Genomic DNA, 21,930 nt, shown 5'->3' with positions numbered 1-21,930 from the left:
TTTTACTAGGCTGCTATCGTTTGTGATTGCGAGTGCAAATCTACACCTAGATTTTGTATTTACAAGCATATTTTGAAAAAAAATGAAATATTTTTTCAAGTTTTTATTTAGAAATCTATTTTTCAGACTCTTAAAAAACAAATAAAATTTACTAATTTCTTATAATTTAGTTAAAAAGTTAAATTGAGACTCCTAATTCTTAATATTCCTTTGTAGTGATTCGACTTAGTTATACATTTGCATACCTAAAAATAGTAAATTCTAATGGCACGATATAAAGAAAATGATTTACCAAAATCAAAAATAACGGCTACTTCACTTAATAAAGCAAAAACAATATTTACATACGCAGGAAACCATAAATGGAAATTTTTCATTGGGTTAATTTTTCTGCTTTTAACTGGCGCCACTGCCCTTGCCTTTCCAAAATTGATGGGAATGCTGGTAGACTGCGTTAAAAACAAAGACAACGGCGAAGCAAATACAATAGCTTTGGGATTAATTGCTATTTTGTTTTTACAGTCTTTTTTCTCATTTTTCAGATTGTCATTATTCGTAAACTTTACCGAAAATACACTGGCAAACCTGCGTCTGGCTTTGTATACCAATTTGGTTAAACTGCCAATGACTTTCTTTTCTCAAAAAAGAGTTGGAGAATTAAACAGCCGTATCAGCGCTGATATTACACAGATTCAGGATACCTTAACCACTACAATTGCAGAATTCCTGCGTCAGTTTATATTGATTATTGGTGGTGTAATCTTGTTAGCAACAGAAAGTTTAAAATTAACTTTATTAATGCTTTCTGTAGTTCCGTTAGTAGCCATTGCTGCTGTAGTTTTTGGAAGATTTATTAGAAAATATTCTAAAAAAGTACAAGATCAGGTTGCCGAAAGTCAGGTAATTGTAGAAGAAACAATGCAGGGAATAAGTATTGTAAAAGCTTTTGCAAACGAATGGTATGAAATTGCACGTTATAAAGGTAAAATCAGCGATGTTGTAAAACTGGCTATTAAAGGAGGTCAATACCGCGGTTATTTTGCTTCATTTATCATTTTCTGTTTATTTGGCGCTATCGTGGCGGTAGTTTGGTTTGGTGTTCGTTTAAGTATTGCCGGCGAAATGAGCGTTGGCCAGTTAATTTCATTCGTATTGTACTCTACTTTTGTTGGAGCTTCTTTTGGTGGAATTGCCGAATTATATGCCCAAATCCAAAAAGCGATTGGTGCAACAGAAAGAGTTTTTGAATTATTAGACGAAAACCCAGAGAAAATCAACTCAAATTCAAACCAGAATAAAGAAAAAATCAAAGGAAACGTTACATTTAATAACGTTGCTTTCAGCTATCCTGCACGTCAGGAAATTCAAGTTTTAAAAGACGTTAATTTTAAAGCTGAATTTGGACAGAAAATTGCCATTGTCGGACCAAGCGGCGCCGGGAAATCAACTATTTCTTCTCTATTATTGAGATTCTACGATATTACTTCGGGAGAAATTACAGTTGATGGTAAAAATATTTATGATTACGATCTTGAAGATCTTCGCGGCAATATGAGCATTGTTCCTCAGGATGTAATTCTTTTTGGAGGAACTATCAGAGAAAATATCGCTTACGGAAAACCGGATGCTACAGATGAAGAAATTATCCAGGCAGCAAAACAAGCCAATGCTTTTAATTTTGTTGACGGTTTCCCGGAAAAATTTGAAACTTTAGTTGGAGAACGCGGTGTTAAACTTTCAGGCGGACAGCGCCAGCGTATTGCAATTGCAAGAGCTTTGCTTAAAAACCCAAGTATTTTGATTTTAGACGAAGCAACTTCATCTTTAGACAGCGAAAGCGAAAAACTGGTTCAGGAAGCTTTAGAGGTCTTAATGGAAGGAAGAACAAGTATTATTATTGCTCACCGTCTTTCGACAATTAGAAACGCTGATAAAATCTTAGTTCTTGATAACGGAAAAATTTCAGAAGAAGGAACACATCAGGAATTAATAAATCTGGAAAACGGAATTTATAAAAACTTAAGTAATTTACAGTTTAGTAATTCTTAGATAAATTCCAAATTCAAATAATACAACAAACCCGACAGTTTTTTAAAACCTGTCGGGTTTAATACTCAAATAAAAATGAATAAAAAAAGCTCCAATATTTATTGGAGCTTTTTTATATAATCTGTAAACTGAGACAGAAAACTGAAAACTAATTATTTCCCTTTTCTACGTTTACGTTCTGCTTTAATCATTGATAATTCACGGCTTGTCTGCCCAGCTACCGAAGTATTTTCTTCAGCACGGCGAATCAAGTACGGCATAACATCTTTAACAGGTCCAAACGGAAGATATTTCGCTACGTTATAACCGTTTTCAGCTAGATTGTAGCTGATATTATCGCTCATTCCGTATAATTGTCCAAACCAGATTCTGTTGTCATTTTTAGCAATGCCTTTTTGAGCCATACTTTCCATAAGTTTGTAAGAACTTAATTCGTTATGAGTTCCTGCAAAAATTGACATAGTTTCGATATGATCTAACATATAATTAACGGCAGCATCATAGTTTATGTCTGTAGCTTCTTTTGATACACAAATTGGCGAAACATACCCTTTTTCTTCTGCACGCTTGTTTTCTTTTTCCATATAAGCACCGCGAACTAATTTCATTCCAATAAAGAAACCTTCTTTTTTAGCGATTTCGTGCAGTCCTTTTAAATAATCCAAACGGTCCCAACGGTACATTTGAAGTGTGTTGAAAATAATCGCTTTTTCTTTATTGTATTTGCGCATCATTTCGGTAACCAATTCATCAGCGGCATCCTGCATCCAGCTTTCTTCACCATCAATTAATAAAGCCACATCTTTTTTATGAGCTTCACTGCAAACCTGATCAAAACGAGCCACTACTCTATTCCATTCTTCTTGTTCAGCAGGACTTAAAGTTTGTTTCTCGCCTAATTTCTCATACAATTCAAAACGTCCTAAACCTGTTGGTTTAAATACAGCAAAAGGAATCGCTAAACGTTCTTTTGCAAATTCAATAGTTTTTAAGGTCATTTCTAAAGCGGCATCAAACTGCTCTTCTTCTTCTTTACCTTCAACTGAATAATCCAGTACAGATGAAACGCCTTTTGTAAACATTTTATCAACTACAGTTAAACAGTCATTTTCGTTTACACCGCCGCAAAAATGATCAAAAACAGTAGCACGAATTAACCCTTCAACCGGAAGATGTGCTTTAATAGCAAAATTGGTAACAGCTGTCCCAATTCTTACTAATGGTTCACTGTCAATCATTTTAAAAAGAAAATAAGCCCTGTCAAGTTCTGTGTCACTTTTAAGTGAAAAAGCAACTTGAGTGTTATCGAATATTTTTTCCATTAAATTTAGTTTTTGTGCAAAGATATAGAGTGTTTTGAATATTCTTTACGAAATCGTGTGAAATTTTTACAAATTATCAATGTTAAAGAAATTTAGTATTAATACGTTTTGTAAACTGATTAAGGAATAATTACGTCATTATGTTAAAGTAGGAATTTACTTTATTTTGTATATTTGCAAAAAATATAATATTGTCATGAATACCGTAAAAATTGACCAGATAATTAATGAAACAAAGGATAAGAAAAAGATCTCAAATTTTGTAACTCTTTCATTTATAGTTTTATTGCTTATAATCGATTTTCTTCCTTATTTCAAAAGTCTGGAAATTATTAATCCGCAATTTCTCTACTTATCGGTTATTAATCTAATCCTTGGTATTTATTTTTACTTTAACACCAATGTACTTTCTAATACTGTTTTTTCATTATTAAAACGCAGTTATATTTTTAGATTATATCTGGCTTTTATTTTTTTATGCGGAATTTCATTGTTTTCAGCAAAAAATTCTTCTTTAGTTTTTACAAAATTCACCGAAATAGCAATTGTATTTTGTCTTTTTATAAATCTCACTATTCTGCTTAAAGACAAATTAGACTTGCTGTATAAAATAGTATTGATAATTGGTATCAGCGCCTTTTTTCAATCGCTGCAGCAATTACAAAATTTTCTCATCATTCCTAAAAACACTTCGATTATCGATCTTCTTTGGGGCATGAAAGGAAATACGGGAAATATAAATATACTTGCTGCCAGTCTTACTATTAAAATTCCATTTCTATTACTGGGGATTACACATTTTAATAGTTATAAGAAAATATTTTTTACAGTTACCCTGTTCTGTGCGGTATCAGTTATTTTTTTAACAGGAGCAAGAACTCCATTAATTAACCTGTTTTTAATATTTTTTATTTATATCGTTTATCTGCTAAAAGAAAACACTTTCAGTAAACCAGGTTTTATAAAAATTATATACTTGATTGTTCCTGTTTTATGTGCTGTTTTCTATACAAACTCAATTTTTGAAAAATCTAAAGACAACAATCGATATGTTGCATTAGAAAACAGAATTCAAAGAATTAACGCTGAGGATAATTCGTCAAAAGCAAGGCTGATATTTTGGGGAAATGCTTTTGAAATGATTAAAAAAAATCCAATACTTGGCATTGGATTAGGTAATTATCAAATAGAATCTATTCCGTATGAAAAAACTACTTCTTACGATTTAATTGTTTCCCTTCATGCACATAATGATTTTATTGAAATTTCTGCAGAAACAGGAATTATAAATGGCTTGATTTATTTATCCATTTTTATACTGATTTTCAGTATTAATTTAAAAAATGTTCTAAAATCAAATGATTCACATACAAGATTAACAGCGCTTTTGACCTTAATGCTGGTTATTGTTTATGGAGTTGATTCTTTTTTTAACTTTCCAATGTACAGACCAACAATGTCTATTTTCTTTAGTTTAATTCTGGCCTTTACTGTTCTAAATAATTTTAAAGACAAAGATTTACAACAAACTTCAAATAAAACTATTAAGATTATAGCTCTGACTTTAATTGTGGTTTCTTTAATTACCAGTTATTCTGCGTTTTTAATATATAGAGCATCAAATCTGGAATATTTAATTGTTACAGATAATATAAACGTAAACACTAAAGGAGTTCTTAACGGCGATGAAGTGATGAGGAGAATGCCGGCATATCCGAATGTTTTTAATACTACAGAGTCATTTTATGAATATGCGGGGATTTACTATATCCGGGAAAAGAATTACAACATGGCTTTAAAATGTTTTTCGAGAGCTTCAAAAATCAACCCATATTTAGGCAGAATCGATTTTTATAAACATGTTATTTCTAATGAAAAAGGAAATATTGACAGCGCTTATATATATGTAAAAAAAGCATTTTACAGATACCCTGTAAATTACGGAATTTACTCCATATCAGCAGCCATGGCGGCAAGAATGAAAGACACTACAGAAATTTTAAAAGAACATGCACTATTTAGTAAATATAGAAACTATCCGGAAGAATTGAATCTAACCTTGTCAAATTTACAAACAGCAGGTTATAACTATAAGTCACAATTGAATTTTATAAACAAAGGCTTAATCAAATCTCCTGCAGACAGTATATTATTAAAAAAGAGAAAAGATTTACTTGTAACGGATTATCTTGTAAAAGGCCAAAGTTTTGAATCTCAATCAAAATTAGATAAAGCCCTGGAATACTATGAAAAAGCTCTAAAAACAGATCCGAATAGTCCATATCCATTACAAAATATTGGGTTTTATTATTATAAAGCCGGACAGGATAAAAAAGCAATAAGTTACCTGTTGAATGCTTTAAAATATCCCGGACTATACGATGGAAAAACAGAATTTTTTATTGGAATATGTTACTTGAGAGAACAGGATAAAGCAAATGCCTGCAAATATTTTAATATTGCCAAGAACAAAAAATATTCTCAGGTAAATCAATCAATTCTGCAAAGTTGTAAATAATATCTGCTTCTTTTTTCAAACAGAAATGAATATTACTTAGAATCATTCGTTTTAAAACAAATAAGGCTTAAAGTTTGAATATTATTTAGCTTAAAATGCTTTATTTTTGCGCTTTCAATTAACCAAAGAAATTATGCAGTCTATACAAGCAAATAATTATCTCGTGCATTTTAACCAAAATGCTTACGAAGCCTTAAATAAACATTTAAAAGAAAATAAATATTCAAATATCTTCATTATTGTAGATACAGAAACAAATGAGTATTGCCTTCCTAAGCTTCTGCCTATTATTGAAACTGATTTAAATATCGAAATTATCGAATTTGAGGCTGGAGAAGCCAATAAAAATATTGAAACCTGCATTCAAATCTGGCATGTTTTAACAGAACTGGGTGCAGATAGAAAATCTCTTATTATTAATCTGGGCGGCGGAGTTGTTACAGATTTAGGAGGTTTTGTTGCATCTACATTTAAAAGAGGTGTTGATTTTATAAATATTCCAACAACATTATTGTCTATGGTAGATGCTTCTGTTGGAGGAAAAACCGGAGTCGATTTAGGAAACCTTAAAAATCAGATTGGTGTTATCAATGTACCTCAAATGGTTTTAATTGACACACAATATCTTGAAACCTTACCACAAAGCGAAATGCGTTCTGGACTTGCTGAAATGCTTAAACATGGTTTGATTTACGATGCTGCATACTGGAGAGAATTCCTTGATATATCATCTATTGATTATAACGGATTAGACGAATTAATTTATCGCTCTGTTGAAATTAAAAACGAAATCGTAATTCAGGATCCAACAGAAAAAAACATTCGTAAAGCATTGAATTTTGGTCATACATTAGGACATGCCATTGAAAGCTACTTTTTAGAAAGCGAAGACAAAACAACTTTACTTCACGGTGAAGCAATTGCTGTGGGAATGATTCTTGAAAGTTACATTTCGCTTCATAAAAATTTAATTTCAAAAGAAGAATACATCGAAATTAAAACAGCAATTCAGTCTATTTATGATCAGGTAATTTTTGAAGAAAATGACATAGATCCTATTCTTGAATTACTGGTTCATGATAAAAAAAATGAATACGGCTTAATTCAATTTGCATTAATTGAAGGAATCGGAAAAATAAAAATTAACCAATCGGTTGAAAATAAATTAATTCTGGAAGCGTTTCAAGATTATAAATCTTAATTTTTTTTTAATCAAAACCGTTGCTTTTGGTATATTTTATTTTTTACATTTGCCTCGATGAAAACAAACAATAAACAAAGACAATTCAGCTCTTACAGAAACCGTCTCAACAGTTCTTTACTAAGGATGTTGAACCGTTTTTACAATAGCAAAAGCCCGTTTTGTTTTGATGTTTTCTTATGCTCAAAAGCAGAACACGAAAAACTGCAAATTGTATTTGCCAATATTAGAGTTTGAATTTAAGATTTAGCCGAGATTTTTTTACTAAATTTAAATAACAAATTAAAATATTGAAAACTAAATGAATACAAAATATTCTGATCTAATAAACCAAACATATTATTTCCCGCAAGAAGAGTTTAAACTAAACAAAGACAACTTATTGTTTCACAATATCGATTTAATGAAATTGGTAGAACAATATGGAACACCTTTAAAGTTTACTTACTTGCCGCAGATTTCTGAAAATATCAACAAGGCAAAGTCTTGGTTCAGAAAAGCAATGGAAAAGAATAAATACGAAGCAAAATATTACTATTGTTATTGTACAAAAAGTTCTCATTTTGAATATATTATGAATGAAGCTTTCAAGAATAATATTCATATTGAAACTTCATCAGCATTTGACGTTAATATTGTTGAGAATTTATTAGAAAATGGTAAAATCAACAAAAGTACTTATGTAATTTGTAACGGTTTTAAAAGAGACGAATACATTTCAAATATTGCAAGATTAATCAATAACGGACATAAAAATACTATTCCTATTATTGATAACTACGAAGAGCTGGATTTACTTCAGGGAGAAATTAAAGGTAAATTCAAAATTGGAATTCGTATTGCAGCTGAAGAAGAACCTAAATTTGAGTTTTATACATCAAGATTAGGAATTGGATATAAAAACATTGTTTCTTTTTATAAAAAACAAATTCAGGAAAATGATAAATTAGAGCTTAAAATGCTTCACTTTTTCATTAATACCGGAATCAACGATACTTCATATTACTGGAACGAGCTTGTAAAATGTATTAAAGTATACATTGCACTTAAAAAGGAATGCCCTACTCTTGATGGTTTAAACATTGGAGGCGGTTTCCCAATTAAAAACTCGCTTGCATTTGAATATGATTACCAATATATGATTGATGAAATTATCAATCAAATTAAAATTGCCTGTGAAGAAGCAGAAGTTGATGTGCCAAATATATTTACAGAATTTGGTTCATTTACTGTAGGAGAAAGCGGTGGTGCAATTTATCAGATTTTGTATCAAAAGCAGCAAAATGACAGAGAAAAATGGAATATGATCGATTCATCTTTCATCACTACTCTGCCTGATACCTGGGCAATCAATAAACGTTTTATCATGCTGGCTATAAACCGCTGGAATGATACTTACGAGCGGGTTTTGTTAGGAGGTTTAACTTGTGATAGTGATGATTATTACAATTCAGAACAAAACATGAACGCAATTTACCTGCCTAAATACAATAAAGAAAAGCCATTATACATTGGTTTCTTTAATACAGGTGCGTATCAGGAAACTATTGGAGGATACGGAGGATTACACCACTGTTTGATTCCGCAGCCAAAACATATTTTAATTGATCGTGACGAAAACGGAATTCTTGCAACAGAGGTTTTCTCTGAGCAGCAGACTTCTGATGATGTTTTAAAGATTTTAGGCTACAAGAAAAAATTGTAAAAAAAATCTGCAAATTAAAAAGTTATTTTCTATAAAATTCTTAATTTGCATATACAGTAAAAAGGTTAAAAACTTTTAATTCAAAAAAAACAAAAAAAACAAAAACAAAATGAAAGGACCAATCAGTCAGTTTATTGAAAAACATTATTTACACTTTAACTCTGCTTCACTTGTGGATGCAGCCAAAGAATACGAACAACAACTGGCTAATGGCTCAAAAATGTTGGTAAGTATGGCTGGAGCTATGAGTACAGCCGAAATAGGTAAAATTTTCGCTGAAATAATTAGACAAGATAAAGTACAAATTATTTCATGTACTGGAGCCAATCTAGAAGAAGACATCATGAATTTAGTAGCTCATTCTCACTACGAAAGAGTTCCTAATTACCGTGATTTGACCCCAGAAGACGAATGGGCTTTACTGGAAAGAGGATTAAATCGTGTTACTGATACTTGTATTCCTGAGCATGAGGCTTTTAGACGTTTACAAAAACATATCTATAAAATCTGGAAAGATGCTGATGATAAGGGAGAACGTTATTTCCCGCATGAATTCATGTACAAAATGTTATTATCAGGAGTTCTTGAAGAATACTACGAAATTGATTTAAAAGACAGCTGGATGTATGCTGCAGCTGAAAAAAACTTACCAATTATTGTTCCTGGATGGGAAGACAGTACAATGGGAAACATCTTTGCTTCTTATGTGATTAAAGGTGACTTAAAAGCATCAACAATGAAATCAGGTATCGAATACATGACTTTCCTTGCTGACTGGTACTCTAAAAACAGTTCTAACGGAATTGGATTCTTCCAAATTGGAGGTGGTATTGCTGGAGATTTCCCAATTTGCGTTGTACCAATGTTATATCAGGATATGGAAATGCATGACGTTCCTTTCTGGAGCTATTTCTGCCAGATTTCAGATTCAACCACTAGTTATGGTTCATATTCTGGAGCTGTTCCAAATGAAAAAATCACATGGGGTAAATTAGACATTAAAACCCCTAAATTTATTATTGAGTCGGATGCTACAATCGTTGCACCATTAATTTTTGCATATTTATTAGATTTATAGGATATTTTTATGAAAAGAGTTATAGTAGACTACGCCAAACTGACAAATGAAATTTTAAACCTTTTGGTTGAAAAATTTCCTGATGGTTATGATGATTCGGATGTTATCCGTTTTAGAAACGCTAAAAACGAATTAGTAGAAGCTGTTGAAGTTCGTACTGAAGACACTATTTATTTAGTAAAAATCAGTACTAAACTGGCTGACAGAATCGAAAATTATGATGAAGATGACGATATCGATCTTGATGTTGACACAATCGAACCAGTAAAAGGTCTTGATCTTGATGATGAAGCTGATGACGATGACGATGATGACACTCAGGATAAACCAGATACTGACGGCGGCGATGATGACGATGACGATGATGATAGAGACAGAGATGATATCGCTGACGATGAAGATGATGAAGATGACGAAGATTAATTATTCGTTTTAAAAATAAACTAAGGAACTCATTTAGGGTTCCTTTTTTTATGAAATTTGATTGGTAAATAAAATTATTTAATTATAAGAAAAATACTATATTTATGTTTTGGATTTAGTTCCAGATATAAATATTCGCCGCATGAATTCAGAACTACTACACGCCAAACTAAAGGAAAATTTTGGATTTGAAAAATTCAGACCCAATCAGGAAACTATCATTACTACAGTATTGTCTGGTAATGACGCTCTGGCTATTATGCCAACCGGAGGAGGAAAATCGATATGCTTCCAATTACCTGCGCTTGTACTGCCAGGAATAACGATTGTAATTTCACCTCTGATCGCTTTAATGAAAGATCAGGTTGACAGTTTAAAATCAAATGGTATTTCAGCTTGTTACATCAATAGCAGCCAATCTTCAGAAGAACAGCAGTATTATATAGACAATTTAAAAACGAATACTTTCAAGCTTGTTTATATTGCTCCTGAAAGTTTATCATATTTAGACACCATTTTTAGCGAATTAACTATTAGTTTAATCGCAATCGACGAAGCACATTGTATTTCATCCTGGGGACACGATTTCAGGCCGGCTTATACCAATTTGGGTTATTTAAAAAACCGCTTCCCTTCTACTCCTGTTTTGGCTTTAACAGCTACTGCCGACAAAGCGACACGTGTTGATATTACAAAACAGCTCAATTTAAAAAATCCAAAAACTTTTGTAGCTTCTTTTGACCGAAAAAATTTAAGTCTTGAAGTACGCCCTGCATTAGACCGTGTAAAACAAATTATTGACTTTGTAGAAAATAAGCCAAATGAATCCGGAATAATCTATTGTTTAAGCCGAAAAACAACCGAAGAACTTGCTGAAAAATTAGCAAAAAACGGAATTGCAGCAAAAGCCTATCACGCAGGTCTAGACAATACAACCCGTGCCAAAACACAAGATGAATTTATAAACGACGATTGTCAGGTTGTATGTGCCACGATTGCATTTGGGATGGGAATTGACAAATCAAATGTACGATGGGTAATTCATTACAATCTTCCTAAAAACATAGAAGGTTATTATCAGGAAATTGGCCGGGCAGGTCGTGATGGTCTGCCGGCTGAAACGGTTTTGTTTGAAAGTTATGCAGATGTAATTCAGCTTCAAAAATTTGCATCTGATGGATTGAATGCAGATGTGCAGCTTGCCAAATTAGACCGAATGAAACAATATGCCGATGCTGTAAGCTGCAGGCGAAAAATTCTGCTTTCTTATTTCGGTGAATTGGTGACAGATAATTGCGGTAATTGTGATATTTGCAAAAATCCGCCAACTTTTTTCGATGGGACGATTCTCGCACAAAAAGCGCTTTCTGCAATTACAAGATTACAGGAGTCTGAGCCTTTGGCTGTAATTGTTGATTTTTTAAGAGGCTCGAAAAACGCGCATATCTACGAAAAAAATTATCAGGAGCTAAAAACGTACGGAATTGGCGCTGATATTTCGTGGTACGACTGGAATCAATATTTAATTCAGCTTATTAATTTAGGATATTGCGAAATTGCCTTCCACCAGCATAATAAAATTTTATTGACGCCTTTTGCTAAAAAAGTTTTATTTGAAGGCGAGAAAGTAAAACTCACAACAGTTGTCAAGAAAGTAATTGATAAAAATGAAATAAAACAAGAGAAAGCAAAGGCTGTTAAAAATTCTCTTTTTGAAACCCTTAGAAAATTACGTTATGAAATTGCTAAAGAAGAAGAAGTTCCGGCATATGTAATTTTCAGCGATGCATCTTTAAGACAAATGGAAATCTTAAGGCCAATGAGCGATGAAGAATTTCTGGCTGTTGAAGGTGTTGGAAAAGCAAAACTTGAAAAATACGGTGCAGAATTTATCAATGCAATTATTGAGTTTCAAAGAAACAAATCGGTTGTTAAAAAAGAAAAAAAAGACAGCACTTATAAAAAAACGCTCGAATTATTTCAAAGCGGTAGTTCTGTCGAAGAAATTGCAGAAAGAAGAAGCATCAGCCAGACAACTGTAGTTTCTCATATTGCAAAATTATATGTAGACGGATACGATTTAGATTTAAGCCAGTTTGTTTCTGATGAAGAAATTGCTGCGATAGAAAAAGCACAGATTGAATTAGAAAAGCCAAGTGCATTAAAGCCTTATTTCGATTATTTTGAAGAAAAAATGTCTTATGATAAAATTAGATTTGGTTTAGCAGTTGTTGAAAGAAAATATCAAACAATTCAATAAATACCCTTTTGATCATAAAAAAAATCCTGTGAATATTCACAGGATTTTTTATTTGTATAAGCTTTACAGATATCTTTCTTTAAAAACTTTTTGATGATGTTTTGCGTGGCCAATTATTACAAAACCTAAAGCTCTTACTGAAATTGGGTTGCCTGAAGCAGTTCCAATTCGTTTAAGCTGTTCATCAGATAAACTTTTGTAAAACAATAAATTTGAATGTCTTACGGCAGAAAATTCAGTTAATAAATCCTGAATACTTCTTTTGTTAGAATCGGTGTTGTCAGCATATTCACTTTCCTCAAAACTTGGCAGAGGCGTTTTATCATTTCTTGAAAATCTTAAAGCGCGATATGCAAAAATACGTTCCGTATCGATAACATGCTGAATGATATCTTTGATAGTCCACTTGCCTTCTGCGTAACGATAATCAAATTTATCCATTGGAATATCCTGAACAAATCTGATAAACTCATGAAGCGAAATTTCTAATTCTTCAATTAAAATTCCATCGCCGGCTTCTTTGATATAAGTACCAAAATGACCAGAGTATTCATTATCTAATAATTCTGCTGTTCTCATTTCTGTTTGTTATTTTAAGCTGAATTTCTACTTGCATTTGTATTTCCAAAAAGAGATCTTGTTACAATTTTCTCGTACACTTTAATAAGCTCTTCGTTTGGAGAACTTTCTTTGTTTAATTCATTTATTTTTGACAATGCATATTGTTGTATTGTCAACAATGGCAGTACAATACGTTCTCTTATTTGAATTGAAGCTATACCATCAGGATAATTTTCCATTAAGGTTTTATGACCTGCAATTTTCAATAAAAGACGTTTTGTTTCAGAGAATTCATCATGGATAATCTGCCAGAATTCACCAAACTCAGGATCTTTTCTCATGTAAGCTGTTAATGGTAAAAATGATTTAGCCAATGACATCATACTGTTTTCAAGCAGGGTTTTAAAGAATAATGAATTGTGGTACAAATCACTTACTTTGTCCCACTGGCCAGATTCCTCAAAATGTTTTAAAGCTGTTCCTACTCCAAAAAATCCCGGTACATTTTGTTTTAACTGACTCCAAGAACCCACAAACGGAATTGCTCTTAAATCAGCAAAATCTAATGATTCAGACTTGCTTCTTTTTGATGGACGGCTTCCAATGTTTGTTTTAGAATAATATTTCAGCGTACTCATTTTTTCCAAATAAGGAATAAATTTCGGATGATTTTTAAAGTTCAAATACTTCTCATATCCTAAATCAGCTAATTGTGTCAGGATTTGAGTTTCTTCTGCAGATAATTCATTCTTTTCTTTACCAAATACCTGATTCGTAACACCGGCACTTAATAAGTTTTCGATATTAAAACGGCAAGAATCTAAAGTTCCAAAATTAGAACTAATAGTTTGTCCCTGAACTGTTATCTGGATTTCTTTATTTTCAATTTTTGGTCCTAATGAAGCGTAGAATTTATGTGTTTTTCCACCGCCTCGTGCAGGAGGTCCGCCACGTCCGTCAAAGAAAATAGCTTTAATTCCGTATTTTCTTGAAATTTCAGTCAACGAAATTTTAGCCTGATAAATACTCCAGTTAGCCATTAAATAACCGCCGTCTTTTGTTCCATCAGAGAAACCAAGCATAATTGTCTGCTCATTTCCTCTTGATTTTAAATGTTTAGAATATTCCGGATTAGTATACAGCTGCTCCATAATTTGGTGCGCATTCTGTAAGTCATCAACAGATTCAAAAAGCGGGATAATATCAACAGTTGGGTTTTCCCAATTGTTTAAGCGGATCATTGCAAAAGTCTCCATTACATTCAGAGCACTTTCATTGTTGCTGATAATGTAACGATTAGCGCCTTCTTCACCATTGTTTGCCTGAATCGTTTTGATAGCCTGAACAGATTCTAAAGTCGATCTTGTAATTTCGTTTTCAAAATCGGCAGGATTTAAATTCCCTTGTACTTTTGATAAAACATCGATTTTTTGATCTTCTGTTAAATCATAATAATTCTTAGGAAAAATATCTGAACCAGAATTCAAATAATAATTCACAACATCTTTAAATACGGCATTGTGAATTTTACTGTTCTGACGAATATCTAAAGTAGCAAAATGGAATCCGAATAGATTAATTTTTACTAAAAGTGCTTCTAATTCATCTAGATATAATGATTGATGTTTTTCAATAATTATAGTACGAATAGTATTCAACTGCGTTAATAATTCGTCTAACGTGATGAAAATTTCACCTTTAGAATAAAAAACAGAACGGTAAAGCTTATGTTCAAGATCAGACACCAAAGTATCTACACCTGAGAAAGTTAGCTTTCTTTTTAAGTTTCTCATTTCAACATAATAGCACTTTAAAATTGAAGTTCTTAAACGATCTGCAACTTTAAGAGTAATTTCTGTTGTAACAAATGGATTTCCGTCGCGGTCACCTCCAGGCCAGAATCCAAGTTTTATCAATTGGTTCTTGATTGGGTTTCCATCGTGAAGATTTTTTTGAAGATAATGTACAATTTCTCCAGCCGTAGCATAGAATACATTTTCAAGGTACCAAATTAAACTTACCGCTTCGTCGTAAGGATTTGGTTTTTCGTGCTGAATAAAAGGTGTTTTCCCCAGCTGCGCAAGCAATTGTTTAATTTGCAATAAATCATTCTGACGTATTGCTTCTGTCAAATCATTTATAATTCCAAGTACCGGCCCAGGATAAAATTGTGTTGGGTGTGCTGTTAAAACAGTGCGGACATTAAAGCTTTCTAAGAAATCTACCAGTTCATCGTCTTTTTCCTTAGCATCTGATTTTTCTTTAATATCTCGCAAAGATCCGCGTCCTTCCATATTATTAACTTCAGGAAAAGCTGCATCTTCAATAGCATCAAATAATACAATCTGACGCTCGATATATTGAATAAATCGAAACATAAGATCGATTTTCTCAGTTTCTGAAGCATTGTTTAGGAACTTATTCGAAAAGAAATCAAAAATTTCTTTTGGTGTTTCCTGTTTTTTAAATCCCGTTTCGCAGGTTTCTGTAAATAAAGGAAGTAAAACTCCTGTGTTATCTATAGAATCAAATGGTAATGTTATGAAAACACTATTGTAAATGTGATATTTAGAAAGAACGTCTTTGTTAAAACGTTCTATTTTTGGCAACGTGTACATAATTGTGTTATAGTTGGTTGGTTAATTAGTCATAAAAAAACCCCAAGAAAAACTTGAGGTATATTTTATAATATAGCATTCAAGAGGAATTTTTACATATTTTTAAAAATAGTATGCATCAAACGCTTCTTATCGTTAATACTTTCCTCTAATGAAATCATAGTTTCAGTTCTGTAAACACCATCGATATCATCAATCATGAAAATAACTTCTTTTGCGTGTTTAGTATCTTTTGCTCTGATTTTACAAAAGATATTGAATTTTCCTGTCGTTACAGAAGCTACTGTTACGAACGGAATTTGATTGATACGCTCTAGTACAAATTTAGTTTGTGATGTATTGTTAAGGAAAACCCCAACATAAGCAATAAATGAATAACCTAATTTATCGTAATCTAAGGCTAATGAAGACCCCATGATGATACCGGCATCCTCCATCTTTTTTACTCTAACGTGTACTGTACCAGCAGAAATCAATAGTTTTTTTGCAATGTCAGTAAACGGTACTCTCGTGTTGTCTATTAACATATCTAAAATCTGGTGATCTACTTCATCTAAACGAAATTTACTCATAATTCTTTAATTAATATTACTAATTGCTATTACAAAGTATAAAAATATATATAAAAAATAACAAATTCACATAAAAATTAACTTTTTATCAACCCGTTAACAAATTTAATGTTTTTATTTAAATAAAAATCTGCTTTTTGGTTCATTTTCGGAATATTAGAATAATCATCAGAATAAACAGCTCCTCTTCCATCGTATTCGTAATGACCAAAATAATTTTCCAATTCGCCTGCTTCGACTATGTAAGCATTAAAATGAATCTTATTTTCAATCAATTCTTCTTTGTATTGTGCGACAAAATTCGTAATAATTTCGATACCATCATAATTTATTTTGATATTTTTATACATAAAATCATAAAAAACCACTTTATTTTGTGAAATATTCAAATAATCGGAATTTCTATTGACAACTAAATCGTTTTCGCTTATGAGCTTAAAGCTTGAAATTAGTGAGAAAAATATGTATTTTCTAGTGATTTCCCTATCGTAGTCGTTAGGATAATGGCCTGCTTCAAATAATATAGTAGGAACACCTAAAAACTGAAAAGTGTCTCCTATACAGTTTATATTGAACGAATCGTCAAATCTGCCCACTTGTCCGGGAATATATTTCTGTAATTCATCGTTAATTCCGGCAATTAAATTGATAGCTTTTTGGCGGTTTTCATTTATTTCTCTTTCCTCATTATAAGATGGAGCCAAAAAAGAAACCGTTGCAGGCTTTCCTGTGTCGCCTGCACCAAAAATAGTACGCTGATCGTGAAGATTAAAACAGAAATCAGGTTTAAAAGCCTCAAAAACCTCTCTTAGAACATTACTTTCCGGCTGTGTAAGGTTTTGAGAATCGCGGTTTAAGTCAATTTTATTAGCATTCTCGCGAGTATAAAGCCTGGCGCCGTCAGGATTTAGAATAGGAATAGCATAAAATGTAAATGTAGTAAGCATCTTTACTGCAAAATCAGATTTGCTGTTTAATACATTAATAAAGTCAAAAAGTGCTTTGGTTGTAGTGCTTTCGTTACCGTGCATTTGAGACCATAAATATATACGTGTTTTTCCTGTCCCAAATTGGTAACTATATATAGGTTCTCCTAAAACAGATCTGCCAATAACTTTTACTTCATTATTAGTATTTAATTTATCTAATAAAGGTTTGATATGATCTAAAGTTAGATAACGTCCTTCGATTGATTGTTCTTTGTATTGGTTAAATAATTCTTCTAAATTCATTGTGTTTTGATTAGTTTACAAAAGTAAACATCTTTATTTTTACAATTGTAAACATTGAAAAAATAACTGAATTTAGAAATGTAAACAGGTTTTTAGATTAAATTCAAGTATTTCTTTAAAAAGCAGTTAACAATTGTTATTACTTTAAGTTTTAAAAATTAAAACATTATATTTCAGTGATTTATATATCATTATATAAAGTAATTATTGGCTTATTTGTATATAATTTAGAGTATTTACAACTGTAAAATTGCATTATAGAATCTTTTTAATTACATTTGTAAACAGGTTAAATTTTAAATATAATTTACAATGGTAAACATCGATGATTTTGTAAAAAGACTGGAAATAATACTCGATTATTACGGACTAAACGCTTCTTCTTTTGCAGATAAAATTGGTGTACAGCGATCTAGTATGTCTCACCTATTGTCTGGAAGAAACAAACCAAGTCTTGATTTTGTCATGAAAATTCTGGATGTTTTTCCAGAAGTAGATTTATATTGGATGCTTTTAGGAAAAGGAAATTTCCCTAAATCTGAAAATGAAACTTTAAAATTTGAATCTAAATCTGATCTAAAAAGTGAAGACTCCCCTGCTTCATTAAATGAAAACAATTCAGAGATTGATTTGTTTTCTCAGTTACATTATGAAGAAGAAAAAACTCCAGTTAAAAATTACGCAGAACCCAAAAGGTCAAATATAAGTTTTGAAGAAGACGAAATTGAGAAAATTGTATTTTTCTACAAAAACGGAACTTTTAAGGCTTATGTACCATAAGTCGAAAATTTCGCGTATTTGAAATTTTTTAAAATTATTTTTCATTTAAGCGATTCTCACGAATCAGAAAAAATATCCAAATTTTAGATCTGAATTCCGTTTCCTGGAATTTTTCCTAAAACACCTTTATAATGCTGTTTTAAAATTTCCCAATCAGCTTCATAATTCCCTGTTGGGTAAAATGGCTTTCCAAGATTAACTTCTTTTTTGCCCCAGTCAAAAGCTACAGGAACAATTGGCACATTCGCTTTAAGTGCGATATAATAAAAACCCGTTTTAATTTCGGTTACTCCTTTTCTGGTTCCTTCCGGAGCAACTGCTAAACGAAAAACTTCTTTACGATCAAAAATAGCAGCGATAGAATCTACTTTATTTAATCCGCCTGTGCGGTCAATTGGTTCACCGCCAACATTTCTAAAATAATATCCAAACGGAAATTTGAATAATTCTTTCTTTCCAACCCAATTCATCTGCAGACCGGAAATCCCTCTGGTTAATAAACCAATATAAAAATCATGGTTACTTGTATGAGGCATCACCATTAATATACATTTTTTCACTTCGGCATTTTCTATTCCTACTATCTTCCAGCCCATTAGCTTATAAAAGATGAATTTGTATAGTCTTTTCTTCATTAAAATTGATATTTCTTGCAAAATAAAAGATTTAAAATGGTATTTTTGAGTAAAAGCATTACAAAATGATTCAAAAACTATTCAGTTATCTTTATCCAATTAAAATCTTCAAAAAAAAATCGGCCAGAAGCAAAGTTATCGAAGTTACATGGGCAAATGGAGAGCTGGTTTTAGATTCTGAAAACACTAATTACTCTTACGGAAGTCTGCAGCGTATATTAAGATACGGACTTCGAAATATTGGTTACAATAAAGTTCTCGAAATGGATCATATATTGGTTCTGGGAGTTGCCGGCGGCAGTGTAATCAAAACGCTGGTTGATGAAATCGAATATAAAGGAAAAATTACGGGTGTTGAAATTGATGCCGAGATGATTCAGATTGCCAATCAGTATTTTAACTTAAATGAAATACAACAGCTCGAAATTGTAATTGATGATGCTTTTGAATTTGTTTTAAAAACAAAAGATAAATATGATTTAATAATTATTGATATTTTTGAAGATACCAATATGCCCAACTTTTTGTTTGAAAAGTTTTTCAGCGAGAGAATTTGTTTTCTTTTAAAAGATCTCGGCTTCGTTTTATTTAATACAATGATTTTAGACGAAGCTCATAATGTTAGGAACAGAAAGTATATATCTGAAATAAATCCAAAATTGTTTACTTCAAAAATGCTGCCCCGCATAGAAGTGCATAATGAACTAATAATAATCGAAAAGCAGCCTTAAATATTATCTTTATGAAACCTCTTGAATCTATATTAAAAGCCTTACCACCTACTAAAATTATTGATGCCTCTATTGATTTTTCAAAATATCTTCCTTTAGATTTATCTATAACGAATACAGAATTAGTCGAAAGTAAACCTGAAACATCTGAAGATTTTGAGCGGTTTATTTTTGGATATTTAGCAGATAATAATGCAGAGGTTGCTTATGGCGGCTACATTGAAGGACGTAACTTATATAAAAGAAGCACCATTTTTAAAAACGATTCTATTGCCGAAAGAAATATTCATATAGGCCTTGATTTATGGGCAAAAGCCGGAACTGCTGTTTTAGCACCGCTTGATGGAAAAGTACACAGTTTTCAAAATAATGAAGGTCTTGGAGACTATGGTCCTACTATAATATTAGAACATAAAGCTGAAAATGAAAAATTTTATACTTTATATGGACATTTATCGTTAGAAAGTATAGAAAACCTTACCGTTGGGACAATTTTTAAAAAAGGCAGTCAAATTGCCACATTAGGAAATTCAACTGTTAACGGAGATTATGCACCCCATGTTCACTTTCAGATTATAAAAAACATGGAAGACAAATGGGGCGATTATCCCGGAGTCTGCAATACAAACGATTTGAATTTTTATATAGAAAATTGCCCCGACCCTAACTTATTATTAAAAATAACTTAAATGATTATGAAGAAAGCGGGATTGATTATATGTTTGCTATTATTATTAATTGGATGTAAATCTAAAACTGTAAGCAGAGATACTGAAGATTTAAAAATTAAAAAAGTTTCTAATGCCGAAATTAGTTCTGAACAGCAGAGAAAAGCTTATGAACTAGGAAAAAGAGTTTTAGAAACCTGTAACACATCAAAGTTCAAACCTTTTAATGAAACTGAAGTTACTCAGTCTGTTAGAGAAAATACGACAGAAGAACGATTGACTAAAACCTGTACAAGATTTAGACAATATTATGGAAGTTTTATTGATTTGAAATTAGACGGAGTTTATAAAACTAAAAACGAAGTTATTTACCGTTATCACGCTTTATACAGTAAAAAAGTAGCTAACAAGGAACTTCGCGTTTTTGTAAACGAAGAAAATTTAATATCTGCCATAAAATCAATGGACTGGGATGAAAAATTTGATGCCAAAATAGCCGAACAATAAAGTACAACTATATGAAATTAAAAATGCCACTGCTTTTATTACTGTTTATTGCAGCTTTTGTAAATGTTAATGCGCAGCAAACCATAAGCGTAAAAGGTTCTCAGCCATTTCCGGCAACACAGGATTATACATTTATCTGCGAAAAATATGCTTTTACAGGCGAAACCAATATTCAGATTGCAAAAACAGATAAAGGCGGCATTTTAAAAATCACCATTGCAACATCAAATGATAAAGCCAGAATTGCCGGCGGACTTTATGTAGATTTGGCTAATGCCGATGTTATTGCCTGTGTAGACAAAAACGTAAAAGAATCATCTGATGGAAAAACAACATCATATTATTACTTTACGCCTGCCGAATTTGCTAAACTGAAAAAAAATGATATTTATGCTGTTCGGTTTATTATAAACGGCGGTTCAAATACTTTTGGAAACGAAACTGGATATTTTACTGCGCATAACAAAAAGAATTATTTTTCAACGGCTTACGATACATCTAAGAAGAGTTACGACACTGCGAAAGAAATTAGTGTTTTGTAAACAAAACATTTTATAAAATAAAGCTTATATTTATATTCTAATTTCAAATTTATGACTCCCAACGAAGCTTTAATCACAAAGTTCTATACCGCTTTTTCCAATTCTGATTTTAAAACAATGGCTGAATGTTATCATCCAAAAGTTCATTTTATTGATCCGGCATTTGGTTTATTAAAAGGAGAACAAGTTTCTAAAATGTGGGAAATGCTTTTATCCAGAAGCAAAGGAAACATTAAAATTGATTTTTTTGATGTTAAAGCTGATGAGTTTACAGGATCTGCAAAATGGGTGGCTACTTATAATTTTAGTAAAACCAACCGAACAGTAGTAAACAGAATTTCTGCCGAATTTACTTTTCAAGACGGATTAATTATCAAACATACAGATAGTTTTGATGTTTGGAAATGGTCAAAACAAGCTTTTGGAACTACCGGATATTTACTGGGCTGGACAGGTTTTTTTCATAAAAAAATCCAGCAGCAGGCATTGCTTTCTTTAAAGAAATTTCAGGAATCGAAATAATTTCTG

19 protein-coding genes are annotated in these 21,930 nt (G+C 31.7%); 13 read left to right on the top strand and 6 right to left on the bottom strand.

Going from position 1 to position 21,930, the window contains the following annotated elements:
• Nucleotides 1–264: 264 nt before the first annotated feature.
• A complete protein-coding gene (locus ACTJIW_RS14510; RefSeq protein WP_440716665.1) occupies nucleotides 265–2,049 on the top strand; it encodes an ABC transporter ATP-binding protein in 1,785 nt (594 codons plus the stop codon).
• A 152-nt stretch (nucleotides 2,050–2,201) separates the two neighbouring features.
• On the opposite strand, the gene ACTJIW_RS14505 is transcribed toward ACTJIW_RS14510, so the two are convergent.
• Complete coding sequence (locus ACTJIW_RS14505; RefSeq protein WP_012024874.1) at nucleotides 2,202–3,371, bottom strand: proline dehydrogenase family protein; 1,170 nt, start codon at nucleotides 3,369–3,371, stop codon at nucleotides 2,202–2,204.
• A gap of 196 nt (nucleotides 3,372–3,567) precedes the next feature.
• Here ACTJIW_RS14505 and ACTJIW_RS14500 point away from each other — a divergent pair, with 196 nt between their 5' ends.
• From ACTJIW_RS14500 to recQ, 6 genes are all read left to right on the top strand, one after another.
• On the top strand, nucleotides 3,568–5,889 hold the full coding sequence (locus ACTJIW_RS14500) for an O-antigen ligase family protein (RefSeq protein WP_440716666.1): 2,322 nt from the start codon (nucleotides 3,568–3,570) through the stop codon (nucleotides 5,887–5,889).
• A 133-nt stretch (nucleotides 5,890–6,022) separates the two neighbouring features.
• Nucleotides 6,023–7,090: a 3-dehydroquinate synthase gene (gene aroB / locus ACTJIW_RS14495; RefSeq protein ID WP_073411144.1), complete on the top strand. Its 1,068-nt coding sequence runs from the start codon at nucleotides 6,023–6,025 to the stop codon at nucleotides 7,088–7,090.
• A 301-nt stretch (nucleotides 7,091–7,391) separates the two neighbouring features.
• A complete protein-coding gene (locus ACTJIW_RS14490; protein WP_012024871.1) occupies nucleotides 7,392–8,795 on the top strand; it encodes a decarboxylase in 1,404 nt (467 codons plus the stop codon).
• A 109-nt stretch (nucleotides 8,796–8,904) separates the two neighbouring features.
• The gene (locus tag ACTJIW_RS14485) at nucleotides 8,905–9,873 is read left to right on the top strand and encodes a deoxyhypusine synthase family protein (protein ID WP_073411146.1); all 969 of its coding nucleotides are present in this window, start codon (nucleotides 8,905–8,907) and stop codon (nucleotides 9,871–9,873) included.
• 9 nt (nucleotides 9,874–9,882) lie between these two features.
• Nucleotides 9,883–10,296: a hypothetical protein gene (locus tag ACTJIW_RS14480; RefSeq protein WP_012024869.1), complete on the top strand. Its 414-nt coding sequence runs from the start codon at nucleotides 9,883–9,885 to the stop codon at nucleotides 10,294–10,296.
• 142 nt (nucleotides 10,297–10,438) lie between these two features.
• The gene (gene recQ, locus ACTJIW_RS14475; RefSeq protein WP_440716667.1) at nucleotides 10,439–12,556 is read left to right on the top strand and encodes a DNA helicase RecQ; all 2,118 of its coding nucleotides are present in this window, start codon (nucleotides 10,439–10,441) and stop codon (nucleotides 12,554–12,556) included.
• A gap of 63 nt (nucleotides 12,557–12,619) precedes the next feature.
• Here recQ and ACTJIW_RS14470 read toward each other — a convergent pair whose 3' ends face one another.
• From ACTJIW_RS14470 to ACTJIW_RS14455, 4 genes are all read right to left on the bottom strand, one after another.
• Nucleotides 12,620–13,135, bottom strand: coding sequence for a DinB family protein (locus ACTJIW_RS14470; RefSeq protein ID WP_073411151.1), 516 nt, complete (start codon nucleotides 13,133–13,135; stop codon nucleotides 12,620–12,622).
• A 14-nt stretch (nucleotides 13,136–13,149) separates the two neighbouring features.
• Nucleotides 13,150–15,735: a phosphoenolpyruvate carboxylase gene (locus ACTJIW_RS14465; protein ID WP_440716668.1), complete on the bottom strand. Its 2,586-nt coding sequence runs from the start codon at nucleotides 15,733–15,735 to the stop codon at nucleotides 13,150–13,152.
• Between the two features lie 92 nt (nucleotides 15,736–15,827).
• Nucleotides 15,828–16,307, bottom strand: coding sequence for an Lrp/AsnC family transcriptional regulator (locus ACTJIW_RS14460; RefSeq protein ID WP_008468989.1), 480 nt, complete (start codon nucleotides 16,305–16,307; stop codon nucleotides 15,828–15,830).
• Nucleotides 16,308–16,384: 77 nt separating this feature from the next.
• On the bottom strand, nucleotides 16,385–17,539 hold the full coding sequence (locus tag ACTJIW_RS14455; protein ID WP_121361202.1) for a M14 family metallopeptidase: 1,155 nt from the start codon (nucleotides 17,537–17,539) through the stop codon (nucleotides 16,385–16,387).
• A gap of 312 nt (nucleotides 17,540–17,851) precedes the next feature.
• On the opposite strand from ACTJIW_RS14455, the gene ACTJIW_RS14450 reads away from it, so the two are divergent.
• Nucleotides 17,852–18,319 (top strand): helix-turn-helix domain-containing protein, encoded by a 468-nt coding sequence (locus tag ACTJIW_RS14450; protein ID WP_121361201.1) that lies wholly within the window; start codon nucleotides 17,852–17,854, stop codon nucleotides 18,317–18,319.
• Nucleotides 18,320–18,402: 83 nt separating this feature from the next.
• On the opposite strand, the gene ACTJIW_RS14445 is transcribed toward ACTJIW_RS14450, so the two are convergent.
• The gene (locus ACTJIW_RS14445; protein WP_012024863.1) at nucleotides 18,403–18,954 is read right to left on the bottom strand and encodes a 1-acyl-sn-glycerol-3-phosphate acyltransferase; all 552 of its coding nucleotides are present in this window, start codon (nucleotides 18,952–18,954) and stop codon (nucleotides 18,403–18,405) included.
• Between the two features lie 65 nt (nucleotides 18,955–19,019).
• Here ACTJIW_RS14445 and ACTJIW_RS14440 point away from each other — a divergent pair, with 65 nt between their 5' ends.
• Genes ACTJIW_RS14440 through ACTJIW_RS14420 form a run of 5 tightly spaced genes read left to right on the top strand, consistent with a single transcriptional unit; the run spans nucleotide 19,020 to nucleotide 21,924 of the window.
• Nucleotides 19,020–19,685, top strand: coding sequence for a spermidine synthase (locus ACTJIW_RS14440; protein WP_149207224.1), 666 nt, complete (start codon nucleotides 19,020–19,022; stop codon nucleotides 19,683–19,685).
• Nucleotides 19,686–19,696: 11 nt separating this feature from the next.
• Nucleotides 19,697–20,374 (top strand): peptidoglycan DD-metalloendopeptidase family protein, encoded by a 678-nt coding sequence (locus ACTJIW_RS14435; RefSeq protein WP_440716669.1) that lies wholly within the window; start codon nucleotides 19,697–19,699, stop codon nucleotides 20,372–20,374.
• A gap of 6 nt (nucleotides 20,375–20,380) precedes the next feature.
• A complete protein-coding gene (locus ACTJIW_RS14430) occupies nucleotides 20,381–20,860 on the top strand; it encodes a hypothetical protein (protein WP_149208498.1) in 480 nt (159 codons plus the stop codon).
• A gap of 11 nt (nucleotides 20,861–20,871) precedes the next feature.
• Nucleotides 20,872–21,402 carry a hypothetical protein gene (locus ACTJIW_RS14425; protein ID WP_440716670.1) on the top strand — a complete coding sequence of 177 codons (531 nt, stop codon included), beginning with the start codon at nucleotides 20,872–20,874 and terminating at the stop codon, nucleotides 21,400–21,402.
• A 51-nt stretch (nucleotides 21,403–21,453) separates the two neighbouring features.
• A complete protein-coding gene (locus ACTJIW_RS14420; RefSeq protein ID WP_440716671.1) occupies nucleotides 21,454–21,924 on the top strand; it encodes a nuclear transport factor 2 family protein in 471 nt (156 codons plus the stop codon).
• Nucleotides 21,925–21,930 lie beyond the last annotated feature (6 nt).

This window comes from Flavobacterium sp. 22659 (assembly GCF_052044235.1).
GTDB classification, from domain to species: Bacteria; Bacteroidota; Bacteroidia; order Flavobacteriales; family Flavobacteriaceae; genus Flavobacterium; species Flavobacterium johnsoniae.
The sequence above is the reverse complement of the archived record's forward strand: the minus strand, read 5'-3'. Positions and strand labels throughout refer to the sequence as shown.

Excerpts from the sequence above, each read along its gene's own strand:
- aroB (WP_073411144.1), top strand. The coding sequence starts at position 6,023 with ATGCAGTCTATACAAGCAAATAATTATCTCGTGCATTTTAACCAAAAT.
- ACTJIW_RS14500 (WP_440716666.1), top strand. The coding sequence starts at position 3,568 with ATGAATACCGTAAAAATTGACCAGATAATTAATGAAACAAAGGATAAG.
- ACTJIW_RS14445 (WP_012024863.1), bottom strand. The coding sequence starts at position 18,954 with ATGAAGAAAAGACTATACAAATTCATCTTTTATAAGCTAATGGGCTGG.
- ACTJIW_RS14450 (WP_121361201.1), top strand. The coding sequence starts at position 17,852 with ATGGTAAACATCGATGATTTTGTAAAAAGACTGGAAATAATACTCGAT.
- ACTJIW_RS14440 (WP_149207224.1), top strand. The coding sequence starts at position 19,020 with ATGATTCAAAAACTATTCAGTTATCTTTATCCAATTAAAATCTTCAAA.
- ACTJIW_RS14470 (WP_073411151.1), bottom strand. The coding sequence starts at position 13,135 with ATGAGAACAGCAGAATTATTAGATAATGAATACTCTGGTCATTTTGGT.
- ACTJIW_RS14455 (WP_121361202.1), bottom strand. The coding sequence starts at position 17,539 with ATGAATTTAGAAGAATTATTTAACCAATACAAAGAACAATCAATCGAA.
- recQ (WP_440716667.1), top strand. The coding sequence starts at position 10,439 with ATGAATTCAGAACTACTACACGCCAAACTAAAGGAAAATTTTGGATTT.
- ACTJIW_RS14480 (WP_012024869.1), top strand. The coding sequence starts at position 9,883 with ATGAAAAGAGTTATAGTAGACTACGCCAAACTGACAAATGAAATTTTA.
- ACTJIW_RS14465 (WP_440716668.1), bottom strand. The coding sequence starts at position 15,735 with ATGTACACGTTGCCAAAAATAGAACGTTTTAACAAAGACGTTCTTTCT.
- ACTJIW_RS14505 (WP_012024874.1), bottom strand. The coding sequence starts at position 3,371 with ATGGAAAAAATATTCGATAACACTCAAGTTGCTTTTTCACTTAAAAGT.
- ACTJIW_RS14490 (WP_012024871.1), top strand. The coding sequence starts at position 7,392 with ATGAATACAAAATATTCTGATCTAATAAACCAAACATATTATTTCCCG.
- ACTJIW_RS14460 (WP_008468989.1), bottom strand. The coding sequence starts at position 16,307 with ATGAGTAAATTTCGTTTAGATGAAGTAGATCACCAGATTTTAGATATG.
- ACTJIW_RS14425 (WP_440716670.1), top strand. The coding sequence starts at position 20,872 with ATGAAATTAAAAATGCCACTGCTTTTATTACTGTTTATTGCAGCTTTT.
- ACTJIW_RS14485 (WP_073411146.1), top strand. The coding sequence starts at position 8,905 with ATGAAAGGACCAATCAGTCAGTTTATTGAAAAACATTATTTACACTTT.
- ACTJIW_RS14430 (WP_149208498.1), top strand. The coding sequence starts at position 20,381 with ATGAAGAAAGCGGGATTGATTATATGTTTGCTATTATTATTAATTGGA.
- ACTJIW_RS14510 (WP_440716665.1), top strand. The coding sequence starts at position 265 with ATGGCACGATATAAAGAAAATGATTTACCAAAATCAAAAATAACGGCT.
- ACTJIW_RS14420 (WP_440716671.1), top strand. The coding sequence starts at position 21,454 with ATGACTCCCAACGAAGCTTTAATCACAAAGTTCTATACCGCTTTTTCC.
- ACTJIW_RS14435 (WP_440716669.1), top strand. The coding sequence starts at position 19,697 with ATGAAACCTCTTGAATCTATATTAAAAGCCTTACCACCTACTAAAATT.